At 59.4% G+C, this 13,180-nt stretch carries 10 protein-coding genes; 5 read left to right on the forward strand and 5 right to left on the reverse strand.

Features of this window, described 5'->3' with window-relative positions; genetic code table 11:
• Positions 1-112: 112 nt before the first annotated feature.
• Entirely contained in the window at positions 113-1,615 is a 1,503-nt protein-coding gene (locus MKS85_RS01350; RefSeq protein ID WP_076384603.1) for an ATPase domain-containing protein, read from the forward strand.
• Positions 1,612-3,282: a response regulator gene (locus tag MKS85_RS01355; RefSeq protein ID WP_188250848.1), complete on the forward strand. Its 1,671-nt coding sequence runs from the start codon at positions 1,612-1,614 to the stop codon at positions 3,280-3,282. The genes MKS85_RS01350 and MKS85_RS01355 overlap by 4 nt, the downstream gene beginning before the upstream one ends.
• A gap of 103 nt (positions 3,283-3,385) precedes the next feature.
• Here the strand turns inward: MKS85_RS01355 and MKS85_RS01360 are convergent, their stop codons facing one another.
• Genes MKS85_RS01360 through MKS85_RS01380 form a run of 5 tightly spaced genes read right to left on the reverse strand, consistent with a single transcriptional unit; the run spans position 3,386 to position 9,926 of the window.
• Entirely contained in the window at positions 3,386-3,763 is a 378-nt protein-coding gene (locus tag MKS85_RS01360) for a response regulator (protein ID WP_047229102.1), read from the reverse strand.
• Positions 3,756-5,036, reverse strand: coding sequence for a hybrid sensor histidine kinase/response regulator (locus tag MKS85_RS01365; RefSeq protein WP_310662586.1), 1,281 nt, complete (start codon positions 5,034-5,036; stop codon positions 3,756-3,758). The genes MKS85_RS01360 and MKS85_RS01365 overlap by 8 nt, the downstream gene beginning before the upstream one ends.
• A gap of 5 nt (positions 5,037-5,041) precedes the next feature.
• Complete coding sequence (locus MKS85_RS01370) at positions 5,042-5,629, reverse strand: chemotaxis protein CheB (RefSeq protein WP_047229104.1); 588 nt, start codon at positions 5,627-5,629, stop codon at positions 5,042-5,044.
• Positions 5,626-6,441, reverse strand: a complete 816-nt coding sequence (locus tag MKS85_RS01375) for a protein-glutamate O-methyltransferase CheR (protein ID WP_047229105.1) — start codon at positions 6,439-6,441, stop codon at positions 5,626-5,628. The genes MKS85_RS01370 and MKS85_RS01375 overlap by 4 nt, the downstream gene beginning before the upstream one ends.
• On the reverse strand, positions 6,441-9,926 hold the full coding sequence (locus MKS85_RS01380) for a response regulator (protein ID WP_047229179.1): 3,486 nt from the start codon (positions 9,924-9,926) through the stop codon (positions 6,441-6,443). The genes MKS85_RS01375 and MKS85_RS01380 overlap by 1 nt, the downstream gene beginning before the upstream one ends.
• Before the next feature lie 247 nt (positions 9,927-10,173).
• Here MKS85_RS01380 and MKS85_RS01385 point away from each other — a divergent pair, with 247 nt between their 5' ends.
• The 3 genes from MKS85_RS01385 (at position 10,174) to MKS85_RS01395 (ending at position 12,902) form a co-directional block, all read left to right on the forward strand.
• A complete protein-coding gene (locus MKS85_RS01385) occupies positions 10,174-10,545 on the forward strand; it encodes a response regulator (protein WP_047229106.1) in 372 nt (123 codons plus the stop codon).
• Between the two features lie 80 nt (positions 10,546-10,625).
• Positions 10,626-11,939 (forward strand): glycosyltransferase, encoded by a 1,314-nt coding sequence (locus tag MKS85_RS01390; protein ID WP_310662587.1) that lies wholly within the window; start codon positions 10,626-10,628, stop codon positions 11,937-11,939.
• A 57-nt stretch (positions 11,940-11,996) separates the two neighbouring features.
• On the forward strand, positions 11,997-12,902 hold the full coding sequence (locus MKS85_RS01395; protein WP_047229108.1) for an AraC family transcriptional regulator: 906 nt from the start codon (positions 11,997-11,999) through the stop codon (positions 12,900-12,902).
• The last annotated feature ends 278 nt before the right edge of the window (positions 12,903-13,180 follow it).

The following is a 13,180-nucleotide window of genomic DNA, read 5'->3' on the forward strand; positions in this document are numbered from 1 at the left end:
TTATCAACGAAAGCGGAACCGTGATCACGGCAAAAGGTCAAGTGTTCAGGCAGTTCATTTTCAGGCGTACTCCAGCCTGCTGCCCACTTCCCTAGTCATGAGAGGGCTTTTTTTGTCTACATCTAACGAGTTGATCAGCGCTAAAGCCGCCACCGGTATCGAAGGGCTGGATGACATCCTTTCCGGTGGCTTGTCCCGCGGCCATGTGTTCCTGCTGGAAGGGGAACCCGGGACCGGCAAGACCACGGTCGCGTTGCAATTCCTCTTGGCCGGTGCCCAGGCCGGCGAACGTTCGTTGTACATCACCCTGTCGGAAACCGAGCGTGAGTTGCGCCAGGGCGCGGCGTCCCACGGTTGGATGATCGACGAAAACGTGCATATCTTCGAGCTTACCCCTCCTGAGAGCCTGCTCAACGCCGAGCATCAGCAAAGCCTGCTGTACTCCTCGGACCTGGAGCTGGGGGAAGCGACCCGGCAGATTTTCGAGGTGGTCGAGCGGGTCAAGCCGACCCGGGTGGTGCTCGACAGCCTGTCGGAGATCCGCCTGCTGGCGCAAAGCTCACTGCGCTATCGCCGGCAGATCCTGGCGATCAAGCATTACTTTGTGCGCTACGACGCCACGGTGCTGCTGCTTGATGACCTGACCACCGAATCCCTGGACAAGACCGTGCACAGCGTCGCCCATGGGGTGATTCGCCTGGAAGAACTGACACCCAATTATGGCGCCGAGCGGCGACGCATTCGGGTGGTCAAGTATCGCGGGCAGAAATACCGTGGCGGCTTTCACGACTTCACCATCATGGGCGACGGCATTCATGTCTTCCCACGCCTGGTAGCCGCCGAACACCGCGGGCAATACCTGCGCCAACAACTGTCCAGCGGCCTCGATGGCGTGGACGCCTTGCTGGGCGGCGGCATCGAGACAGGCTCCAGCACTTTGATCCTGGGCCCGGCCGGCACCGGCAAGTCGCTGATTTCGATGATTTTCGCTGCAGCCGCCGTGCAGCGTGGCGAAAAAGCCGCGCTGTTCATCTTCGATGAAGAATTGGGCTTGCTGTTCGAGCGCATGAGGAACGTCGGTATCGACCTGGAAGCGCTGAGACGAACCGGCAACCTGGTGATCGAACAGGTGGACGCCGCTGAGCTGTCTCCCGGTGAGTTCTCCCATCGGGTACGCCGTTGCGTCGATGAAGGTAACATCAAGACGGTCGTGATCGACAGTATCAATGGCTACCAGGCCGCCATGCCGGAAGAAAACGCCTTGGTGCTGCACGTACATGAACTGCTGCTCTACCTGAACCGCAGGGGCGCTGCGACCTTCATGACCGTTGCGCAACACGGTCTGGTGGGCGATATGCAGGCCCCGGTGGACATTACCTACCTGGCCGACACGGTGATTCTGTTGCGTTATTTCGAAGCGCTGGGCAAAGTTCGTCGAGCGATCTCCATCATCAAGAAACGCACCGGCAGCCATGAATCCACTATTCGCGAATACCGCATCAGCAGCGAGGGCATGACCATCGGCGAGCCGCTGGAAGCATTCCAGGGGGTATTGCGTGGGGTGCCGAACTATATGGGAGCGGATAATCCGTTGCTCAAGGATGATCAACAGTGACGCTGGTCGAGCCCCTGTCGGAGCGGGCGTTGATCCTCGCACCGCTGGGGCGCGACAGCCAGATCGCCCTGATGATCCTGCGCGAAGCCGGCTTCGGCGGCCTTATCTGCCAGCATCTGGGCCACTTGTGCGAAGAGCTGGAGCACGGCGCCGGCCTGTTGGTGATTTCCTCCGAAGCCCTGGTCGGGCCGGAGCTGGAAACGCTGTTGTCACATATAGAAGAGCAACCGGCCTGGTCGGATTTGCCAATCGTATTGTTGACCCACCACGGCGGGCCGGAACAGAACCCGGCGGCGCGTATCGGCACTCAGTTGGGCAACGTAACGTTCCTCGAGCGCCCTTTTCACCCGATAACCCTGGTCAGCGTGGTCACCACCGCCCTGCGGGGCCGGCGCAGGCAATATGAAGCACGAGACCGGCTGATCGACCTGAGCAACAGCGAGCTGCGCCTGCAAACCACCCTTGAGACCCTTGAGCAACAAGTGGAAGAACGCACGGCCCAACTGCGCCACAACGAAGAGGCCTTGCGCCAGTCGCAAAAAATGGAGGCGGTCGGGCAACTCACGGGGGGGATCGCCCATGACTTCAACAACATGCTCACCGGGATCATCGGCAGCCTCGAACTGTTGCGCCGGCGCCTGGCCCGAGGCCGCACCGAAGATCTGGACAGCCTGATCGACCTGGGGGTGACATCGGCCAATCGCGCAGCCGGCCTGACGCATCGTTTGCTGGCCTTCTCCCGCCGCCAATCGCTGGACTCAAAAGCGGTGCAGATGAATACCCTGGTGCTGTCCATGGGCGAGCTGCTGCAGCGCAGCCTCAACGAGAGTATCCGGCTGGACATGGAACTGGACGACCAGCTCTGGATCGCCGAAGCCGACCCAAACCAACTGGAAAGCGCCCTACTCAACCTGGTACTCAATGCTCGGGACGCAATGCCCGACGGTGGGCAACTGGTGGTCAAGACGCTCAATCAACACCTGGATGCCGACTTCACCCAGGCTTATACCAACCTGGAGCCGGGCGATTACGTCGTGCTGAGTGTGCAGGATTCCGGTTGCGGAATGCCCGAAGCGGTCATCAATCGTGCGTTCGACCCGTTTTTCACCACCAAGCCGATCGGCCAGGGCACCGGGCTGGGCTTGTCGATGATCTATGGGTTCAGCAAGCAGTCGCGTGGTCACGTGACGATTGACAGTGAAGTCGGCAAAGGCACAACCGTGAGCCTCTATCTGCCGCGTTTCGTCGGTGAAGAGGTTCACGAACCACGGGTCGATACACAACACGCCCCGTACGCACAAGACGGTGAGACCGTGCTGATCGTCGAGGACGACCCGGCGGTGCGGGTGCTGGTCAGCGCCGTACTGAGCGAGCTGGGTTATGCCTTCGTCGAGGCAGCCGATGCTGACGGCGCGGTGCCGATCCTTCAGTCAAGCCAGCGCATCGATCTGCTGATCAGTGACGTGGGCCTGCCAGGCATGAACGGCAGGCAACTGGCGGAAATCGGCCGGCAGATCCGCCCGGACCTGCGGGTACTGTTCATCACCGGTTATGCTGAGCATGCAGCGGTGCGCGGCGGCTTCCTGGACCCGGGCATGCAGATGATCACCAAACCGTTCACCTTTGACCTGTTGACGGCCAAGGTGCGGGAGATGATCAAGGTTTGAGGCAATGCCCGGATATCAGCCGACCGTGCGCCCGTGATCAAGGATTTTGTGGCAGCAAAGCCTGCTCCCACAAAATCCCGCCCTGCACCCTGCTTTTACAGGCCTAGGACAACATCGTCCGCATCATGTCCTGCAGCACATCCAGGTCGAACGGTTTGCCCAGGATCGGCGCCTTGCGGGTGATGGGGCTGTCGGTGTCGCGCACTTCCTGGGCATAACCGCTGATAAAGATGACTTTCAGGTCGGGTCGCAACCGGACCGCCGGTTCAGCGATCTGCACGCCGGTGATACCACCGGGCAGGCGGAAGTCGGTGATCATCATGTCCAGGTGGGGCTTGCTGGCGAGGATCTCGAACGCCTGCTCACCGTTTTCGGCCTGCAGCACTCGATACCCCTCGCCCGACAGGTAGGCCGACAATACCATCAGGATCGACGGGTCATCCTCGACGATCAGTACAACGTCTTGCGCATCTTCACTCATGAGAAGCCTTTGTTCGATCAATAGCTGCTGATACGACCGTAGGGTCACTCAGAGGTTGCGTCTGTTCGACGGTTTTGGCCAGGACCGTTTTCTGCAAAGGCAGGCAGACGCGAAACAACGCCCCTTCATTGAGGCGGCTATTGACCGTAATAGTACCGCCATGGGCGGTCACAATCTGCTCGGAGATGAATAGCCCCAGGCCCAGACCGGATGCGACGGCTTTGGACGACACCCGCTCGAACTGCTGAAAGATGCGCTGCTGGTTTTCCTCGCTGATGCCGATACCGTGATCCTGGACTTCGACGCAAGCATGGTCAGGCGTTTTGTAGACGCGCACCTCGATCGGGCTTTTCCCGCCGTAGCGCAAGGCGTTGGTCAGCAGGTTCGACACCACTTGTTCGATACGAAACTCATCCCATTGTCCCTCCACCGACGGCTCGGTCGAGCACGTCAATGTGCATTCGGCCGCCGCGATCTGCGCCTGGAAGTTGCGCAGCAGGTTTTCAACCAGTGTCGTCAGGTTGAAGCGGCTTGGCCGAATGGACAACTTGCCAGTACGAATCCGCGACACGTCGAGCATGTCCTCGATCAGCCGGATCAGGCTCTTGATCTGGCGCTCGTCGCGTTCAACCATCGCTTGCACCTTATCCAGGCTGAAGGCGGCGGCGTTGTCCCGGGCCAGGTGCATCTTGCGCAGTTGCGTCTCGAGAATCAGGCCGTTGAGAGGCGTACGGACCTCGTGGGCAACGATCGACATGAAGTCATCACGCATGCGAACCGCCTGTTCCAGCTCGCTGCGAGTAGCCTGCAACTGCTGCAACAAGGCCTCCTGCTCGCGGCGGCTCTCCTGCAATGCAATGACCTGCTCCTTCATCGCCTTTCTCTGGCGATACAGCTCGACGAACACATTGACCTTGCTTTTGACGGCGTGGTTGTCCAGCGGCTTGTGCAGGAAGTCCACCGCGCCACTTTCATAGCCGGTGAAGGCATAGTTGCGCTCACGGCCGGCGGCGCTGACAAAGATGATAGGAATGCTACGGGTCTTCTCCGTGCCGCGCATCAGCTCGGCCAGTTCAAAGCCGTTCATTCCCGGCATCTGTACATCGATGATGGCCAGGGCAAAGTCGTGTTGCAGCAGCAAGGACAGCGCCTCATCGGCCGACAGCGCTTTGAAAACCTGGCGGCCGTCGAGTTTGATCAGCGCTTCCAGGGCCAACAGATTTTCTGGCAGATCGTCGACGATCAGCAGTTTTGCTTGAATATCTCTTGGCATGTGGTTCATTCCAGAGCGGCCAACAATTGGCCGATGCCTTGCAAAGTGAGGATATGGTCGGGCTCTTGCAGGGCAAGTGCTGCTTCGGGCATGGTCGAAACCTGGGCTTCGCCGGGGTCCTGGACCACCGTGATTCCACCCAGCTCCCGGACCTTGGCCAGGCCCTGGGCACCGTCGTTGTTGGCGCCGGTCAGCACGACCGCCAGCAGGTTCGGACCGAAGGCGTCGGCGGCGGATTCGAACAGCACATCTATCGACGGCCGCGAATGGTGCACCGGTTCCTCCAGGCTCAACGAAAGACTGCGGTCGGCCTCGACCGACAGGTGATAGCCGGGTGTGGCTACATACAAAGTGCCCGGTTGAATGTTCTGTTTGTCCTGAGCTTCCTGCACCGGTATCGCCAGACGATGGCCGAAGACCTGGGCCATCTGGCTGTCACGCTCATCGGGCAGATGCAACACGACCAGAATGGGTACGCCGAAGCCCTTTGGCAGTTGCCCGAAGACTTTGAGCAGCGCTTCGACGCCGCCGGCGGATGCACCGACGACAATGGCTTGAATGGGCGATCTGGATCTGTGCATCGTCTGGTTCATAACTTGCGATAGATCCGTTCCTGTTTGACCAACGGCTCGAATTGCTTGCCGAAAGACGAAAAATCCAGTGTCTCTTTACTGCCCAGTACCAGGAAACCTCGGTGACAGAGGGACTCATGGAACAATCCGAACGCGCGATCTTGCAGCTTTTTGTTAAAATATATCAAGACGTTACGACATGAAATTAACTGAGTTTCTGAGAATACGCTATCAGTCGCCAGGCTGTGATCGGCAAAGGTCACGTTCTCGCGCAGGGTTTTGTCGAACATCGCGTAATCGTAGGCGGCGGTGTAGTAATCGGCAAATGATCGCCGCCCTCCCGCGCGCTGATAATTCTGGGTGTAGGCCCGTACGTTCTCGAGCGAAAAAATGCCCTGCTTGGCTTTTTCCAGGGACCGCGGATTGATGTCGGTGGCATAAATCAGCGTGCGGTCCAGCAGCCCTTCCTCGCGCAGCAGGATCGCCATGGAATAGACCTCCTCCCCGGTGCTGCAACCAGCGATCCAGATCTTGATCGAAGGATAGGTCTTGAGCAGCGGCACCACTTCTTCGCGGATCGCCAGGAAATGCGACGGGTCGCGAAACATCTCACTGACAGGGATCGTCAACAGTTGCAGCAGTTGCATGAACATGCCCGGGTCGTGCAACACGCGCTCCTGCAGTGCCGAGATGGTCTTGCACTCGAACTGGCTCAGCGCGTGCTGGACCCGACGCTTGATGGAGGCGCCGGAATAGTCCCGAAAATCGTAGCTGTACTTGAGGTAGATCGCGTCGATCAACAAACGGATTTCAATGTCAGTGTTACGTTCCACTAAATTCTTTCCATATTCGGCAACCACACGCGAATCAGCGAGAACAGACGATCCAGATCGATCGGCTTGGCCAGGTAATCGTTGGAACCGGCCGCCAGGCAGCGCTCCTGATCATCCTTCATGGCCTTGGCCGTCACGGCAATGATGGGCAGCTTGCGCCAGCGCGGGTCCTTGCGGATCAGCGCGGTGGCCTCGAAACCGTCCATCTCCGGCATCATCACATCCATCAGCACCAGGTCGATGTCGTCGACTTCGTTCAGACGCTCGATCGCTTCATAGCCGTTACGGCCGATGACGACGATCGCCCCCTTGGCCTCCAGGGCACTGGTCAGGGCGAAAATGTTGCGCACATCATCGTCCACCAGCAGCACTTTACGGCCCTCGAAAACCTTGTCGCGGCTGCGGGCGGTCCTGAGCATCCGCTGCCGTTCATGGGACAACCGGGATTCGACTTTGTGCAGAAAAAGTGTCACTTCGTCCAGCAACCGCTCCGGCGAACGGGCGCCCTTGATGATGATCGAGCGTGAATACTTGCGCAGTTCGGCTTCTTCATCGCGGGTCAGGTTGCGTCCGGTGTAGACGATCACGGGCGGGAATGAGCAGATATCTTCGGTGGACATGCGCTTGAGCAGGTCATTGCCCAGCATGTCAGGCAGCTTCAGGTCGATGATCATGCAGTCGTAGACGTTGCTTCGCAGCAGGTCCAGGGCTTGCTGCGCCAGGCCGACAGCGGTGATCTCGATGTCATCGTCACCGATCAGTCGGGTGATACTGTCGCGTTGCAAATCATCGTCCTCCACCAGCAGCACCCGCTTGACCTTCTGGGTCAGCTTGGCTTCCAGGCGGGCGAATACCTCCTTGAGTTCTTCGCGAGAGGTCGGTTTGACCGCATAGCCGACGGCGCCCATGTGCATCGCGGCTTCTACGCGATCCTCGACGGAAATCACATGTACCGGGATGTGCCGGGTTCCAGGTTGCTCCTTGAGCCGCTGCAATACCGTCAGCCCGGAGTGATCCGGCAGGCGCATGTCCAGCAGGATTGCATCGGGGCTCAATTGCGAAGCCAGGTCGAAGCCTTCATCGGCACCTTGGGCCACCAGGCATTGGTAACCGAGTTCGTGGGCCAGGTCGAACAGGATCCGGGCAAAGCTGGGCTCGTCTTCGATCACCAGAATGCAGCGGGTGTTGAACGGTGCCTTGTCGCGGTCATCGGCGAAGGGGGCGACGGGCACATCGACCTGGGCGATCAGCGGTGCGCTGACGGGTTCAGGGGGCGCGGGTGGCGCCATTGTGGTGGTCGCAGTGAACATCCCCGGTTCTACCAGCGGCTCACCCGACTCGACATAGCGTTCTGGCAATACCAGCGTAAACACACTGCCCTGCCCCGGCTCGCTGGAGACAGAGATCGAGCCGCCGAGCAAGGTGGCCAGGTCGCGGGAAATCGACAGGCCCAAACCGGTCCCGCCGTACCGGCGATTCGTAGTGCCATCGGCCTGGCGGAAGGCTTCGAAGATGCTTTGTTGCTGATCGGCGGCGATGCCGATTCCTGAGTCCCGCACCATGAACGCGATGCCCGCCCCGGCCTGGCCGGCCACCGTCAGGCATACCGTGCCTTTCTCGGTGAACTTGATGGCGTTGGACAGCAGGTTCTTAAGTACCTGCTCCAGACGCTGGCGGTCGGTATACAGCATGGCCGGGGCGTCGGGCAGCAGTTGCACCTCGAAGCTCAGGCCTTTTTCCGTCGCCAGGGGCATGAACATGTCACGCAAGCCTTCCACCAGGCGCGTCACGCCGGTGTTCTCCGGACGCACTTCCAGTTTCCCGGCCTCGACCTTGGAAATGTCGAGAATGTCATTGATCAGGTTCAGCAGATCGTTACCGGCGGAATAGATCGACTCGGCAAATTTCACCTGTTCCTCGTTGAGGTTCTGCTGCGGATTCTCCGCCAGCAGTTTGGACAGGATCAGTGAGCTGTTGAGCGGTGTACGCAGTTCATGGGACATGTTCGCCAGGAACTCGGACTTGTATTTGCTCGAACGCTGCAACTCTTCGGCGCGTTCCTGCAACTGGATCTGCGCCAGGTTCAGCTCGCTGTTCTTCTGGTCCATGGCATCGCGTTGTTCAGCCAGTTGCTCGTTGGTCTGCTCCAGTTCCTGTTGTTGGGCTTCCAGATGCGCCTGGGACTCCTTGAGGATGCGTGACTGCTCTTCCAGCTCTTCGTTGGCGGTCCGGAGTTCTTCCTGCTGAACTTGCAGTTCTTCGTTCAACTGTTGGGTTTCGGCGAGGACTTCCTGCAAACGCTGCCGGTAACGGGCCGCTTCGATGGAGGTGCCAATATTGCCGGCCACCAGTTCCAGCAGTTCGATATCGCGATCGGTCACAGGTCGCAGGAAGCCCAGTTCGACAACGCCGTTGATCCGGTCATCGTCACTGGTGGGCATGACCAGTACGCTGTTGGGCAACCCCTGGCCCAACCCCGAACTGACTTTCAGGTAGTCGTCGGGCACGTCATCCAGGCGGATGAGTCGCGCCTGTTGGACCGCCTGGCCAGCGATGCCTTCGCCGACAACGATCACCTGTTGCTGTTGCTCTTCATCCTCTCGGGACATGCCGTAGGTGGCGACGCGCCTGAGCAGGCCGCTTTCTTCCCGCGCATACAGTGCGGCCACTACAGCGCCCATGTATTGGGCACAGAACTGCAGGATGTTGCGTCCCAGCAGGTTCAACGTCAGTTGCCCCAGAACCTGCTCGGCCAGTAGCGTCTGGCCATTGCGCAGCCAGGCCTGTTTTTCCAGATGCAAAGCACTCTGCTGCTGGACCTTCAGGCTGGCGCTGTAATTGTTGGACAGCCCCAACAGATCCCGGCGCCCGACATAGGCCAGCAAGCCGCTGACGGCGGCCACGAACAACAGGTACAGAGCGATGCTCCAGAGGGTGGTGGTGCGCACCTGGTCGTTGCGTTCGGCACGCAGCTGCTGCTCGGATTCGACGATATCCTCGTAGGTCTTGCGTATTTCATCGGTCAAGCGCTTGCCACGCCCGGCCTTCACCGCTCCCCGGTAATCGCCACTGCTGCGTTGCAGGTCGATCATGCTTTGCGCGTAGTTGGCCCACTCCACCTGGAGCGCTTGCACTTTATGCAGGCGGTCGGTCTGGATCGGGTTGTCGGCTGTCAATTCCAACAATGTCTCCAGGGCGACGGCGATACGCGGTTTGGCCACTTCATAGGGGTCGAGGAAATGCTCGTCGCCCGTCAGAAGGTAGCCGCGCATGCCGGTTTCCAGATCCACGCTCAGCTTGAGCGCTTCATTGGCATTATTGATCACCCGATCGGTATGCCCGACCCATTGGATCACCGACAGCAGATAGGTGATCAGCACAATGAAAAACACCGCGCTGAGGGCGCCCATGCCCAGTGGCAGGCTGATATTGCGGCTCAGGAGCTTGCGAAAACTTTGCTCGTCAACCGAAGACGAAGGAGTCATGGAATAAGCCTTGGTGGACAGTTGAAAACCGTGGAGTTTGCCGAAAAATACCGGTTGGATCCACATTCTGACGGGGCAAAGGCGCAAACTCCACGAAAAGCCTGAGGAAGCGACGATCCTTGTCAGCTCTTGTACTATAGATCCTTTCTTGTACAACCCAGGGAACTTGTGCCCCCTCGCTACTTACTCATGCATAAGGCCGTTTTTTGGCACACCTCCCCAACCCAATCCCCTGAGAATGTCTACCATGCACAACCCCGCTCCTGATACCCAGCCAACCATTCTGGTAGTCGAAGACGACGACATCGTACGTATGTTGATTGTCGACGTGCTGGAAGAGCTGGAATACCAGGTACTGGAAGCGGACGGCTGCGAACAGGCCTTGGCGTATCTGCGTAACGATGCGCAGCCCATCGCCCTGATGATGACCGATGTCGGCCTGCCGGTGATGGACGGTCGCGAGCTGGCCAAGCAGGCCCGATCGGCTCGGCCTCAGTTACCCATTCTGTTTGCCAGCGGTTACGCCGAAAGCATCGATGTGCCTGAAGGCATGGCGGTGATTGGCAAGCCTTTTTCCATCGATCAGTTGCGCGACAAGGTCAACGGCATTCTTTCTTGAGCCTGACGCAATTGTTGGTCACTATCGGCGCCCCGCGCTGATAGCGCCCACGTCGATTCGTTCCAAGGAAGCACCCGCTCATGCGTCAACCCACCGCCACCAAGGTCCTGGTTATCGGCTATGTCTGGCCCGAGCCGCGTTCATCGGCTGCCAGCGGGCACGTCATGCAGATCCTCGAAGCCTTCCTTGGGCAAGGCTGGGACATCACCTTCAGCAGTCCCGCGGGCCCTGGCGAGAACCGTGCCGACCTGATCGCGCTGGGGATCGGCGAAGTGCCGATCGAGCTCAACAGCAGCAGTTTCGATACATTCATCGCTGAACTGGCCCCGGATATCGTGTTGTTCGACCAGTTCATGATGGAAGAACAGTTCGGCTGGCGGGTCGAGAAACACTGCCCCGGCACCCTTCGGGTGCTGGAGACGTCCGATTTGCAAAGCCTGCGCCACGCCCGGCATCAGCGGCTCAAGGATCGGTTGAAGAAGGATGACGTTTCCCAGGATTTCAGCGATCTGTTTGCGCAGGACCTGCCTCAAGCGTTCGAGTTGATGGCCGGCACCGACCTGGCCAAGCGGGAAATCGCCGCCCTGTACCGGTGCGACCTGAGCCTGATGGTGTCCGAAGTCGAGATCGAGTTGCTGGTAGAGCACTTCAAACTGCCCCGCAACCTCTTGCATTGGTGCCCACTGATGCTGGACCTGCCGAGCGAAGCACGCGTGCCGTTCGAAGACCGGGCGCATTTCCTCAGCATCGGCAATTTCCGCCACGCGCCGAACTGGGACGCCGTGCTCTGGATGAAAAACGCCATTTGGCCATTGATCCGCCAACAGCTGCCTGATGCGCAACTGCACCTGTATGGCGCCTACACCCCGCCCAAGGCTGCGACGCTGCACAACCCGGCCCAAGGGTTTCACATCATGAACTGGGCCGAAGACGCGCTGCAGGTCATGTCGGCGGCGCGTGTCTGTCTGGCGCCGTTGCGTTTCGGTGCCGGCATCAAGGGCAAGCTGATCGATGCCATGCTGTGCGGCACACCCAATGTCACCACACCCATCGGCGCAGAAGCCATGCACGGTGAAATGCCCTGGCCCGGAGCGATTGCCCAAAGCGCCGAAGATATCGCCCACGCCGCTGTGCAGTTGTACCGCGAGCAGAGCCTTTGGACCCGCGCCCAGGATAACGGCCTGGCCCTGCTGGCGGACCGTTACCGCCGACAGGTCCACGCCCCGGCGCTGATCGATTGCCTCGAAGCCTGTCGCGCCGACCTTGAGCAACGGCGCCGGGATAACTTCACCGGCAGCATGTTGCGTCATCACCAGCACAAGAGCACTCAATACATGTCCCAGTGGATTGAGGAGAAGAACCGCAACAGTCAGGCCGGAAGCGTTACGGGGTAGCACCCGTGCGGCGAAGGGGGCATTATCCAGCGGCAATAACAATAAAAGCGCCAGGCCATGACCCGAACTGCAAGAGTCACCGACCCTTCCTATGAGCTGATGGACGACCATAACGGGCTGTCCATCATCTATCGCCAGCACGGTTTCCCGTGCCCGCTGGTGCGCTGGCATTTCCATAAGGAATACGAGTTGCACCTGATCGTCGCCAGCTCCGGCAAGGTATTCATCGGTGACTATATCGGCAACTTTTACCCGCAATCGCTGTTTCTCACCGGCCCCAACCTGCCCCACAACTGGATCAGCCAGGTCGCCGAGGACGAAGTGGTGCCCAAGCGTGACATGCTGGTGAATTTTACCGACGAGCTGTTCGAGAGCGGCCATCAGGTGTTTGCCGAGCTCAAGACCGTCGCGCCGTTGCTGGAGCGCGCCCAGTACGGCATCGAATTTCGCTGCAAGCGCACTATCCGCCAGGCCATGATCCTGATGCAGCGCATCGCCGATTCCCAAGGCATGAGTCGCCTGGGGCATTTTTTCATCCTGATGGAGCTGCTGGCCGCAACCGATGACTATCAGTTGCTTTCCGGGGCCACCGCTGCGCAACCGGCGGATGAGCACAGCGTTGACCGTACCAACCGCGCGGTGGATTACATCTTTGCCCATTACGCACGGGAACTGTCCCTGGAAGAAGTGGCCGACCATCTGGGCATGAAACCGACGTACTTCAGCCGCGTCTTCAAACAAGCCACCGGCCGCTGTTTCATCGAGTTCGTCAATCGCCTGCGTATCAGCAAGTCCTGCGAGTTGTTGGCCGACGGCGACAAACCGGTGACGGACGTGTGTTTTGAATCGGGCTTCAACAACATATCCAACTTCAACCGGCGCTTTCAGCAGCTCAAGGGCATGACCCCTTCCCATTACCGGCGGCTGGCGGTGCAGCGGTTGACCGAACAGAACCAGGGCTGACAATCCCGGATTATCTCTGTGGCGGGATTTATGTGGGAGCAAAGCTTGCTCGCGATGCAGGCGCCTCGGTTCTCCGGAAGACCGCGTCATCCTCATCGCGGGCAAGCCTTGCTCCCACACAGCGGGGATAAATCCCCTCGCCACAGCTAACCCCTTCTCAGACCAAATCCCATCCAGTGCAAAAAAGTATCAGCGCAAGTGCGACGGATGATTTGTCTCGCCGGCGATTGAGGGCTGTAATCAGCGCACATTCTTCCCTTCATCCGGAAGACACAAAA

The sequence above is a fragment of the Pseudomonas sp. JL2 genome, assembly GCF_031570495.1.
GTDB classification, from domain to species: domain Bacteria; phylum Pseudomonadota; class Gammaproteobacteria; order Pseudomonadales; family Pseudomonadaceae; genus Aquipseudomonas; species Aquipseudomonas rhizophila.

What these genes read in the sequence shown, in the direction of transcription:
- MKS85_RS01380 (WP_047229179.1), bottom strand. Translation starts at nt 9,926, where the DNA reads ATGACTCCTTCGTCTTCGGTTGACGAGCAAAGTTTTCGCAAGCTCCTG.
- MKS85_RS01360 (WP_047229102.1), bottom strand. Translation starts at nt 3,763, where the DNA reads ATGAGTGAAGATGCGCAAGACGTTGTACTGATCGTCGAGGATGACCCG.
- MKS85_RS01385 (WP_047229106.1), top strand. Translation starts at nt 10,174, where the DNA reads ATGCACAACCCCGCTCCTGATACCCAGCCAACCATTCTGGTAGTCGAA.
- MKS85_RS01390 (WP_310662587.1), top strand. Translation starts at nt 10,626, where the DNA reads ATGCGTCAACCCACCGCCACCAAGGTCCTGGTTATCGGCTATGTCTGG.
- MKS85_RS01365 (WP_310662586.1), bottom strand. Translation starts at nt 5,036, where the DNA reads ATGCCAAGAGATATTCAAGCAAAACTGCTGATCGTCGACGATCTGCCA.
- MKS85_RS01370 (WP_047229104.1), bottom strand. Translation starts at nt 5,629, where the DNA reads ATGAACCAGACGATGCACAGATCCAGATCGCCCATTCAAGCCATTGTC.
- MKS85_RS01395 (WP_047229108.1), top strand. Translation starts at nt 11,997, where the DNA reads ATGACCCGAACTGCAAGAGTCACCGACCCTTCCTATGAGCTGATGGAC.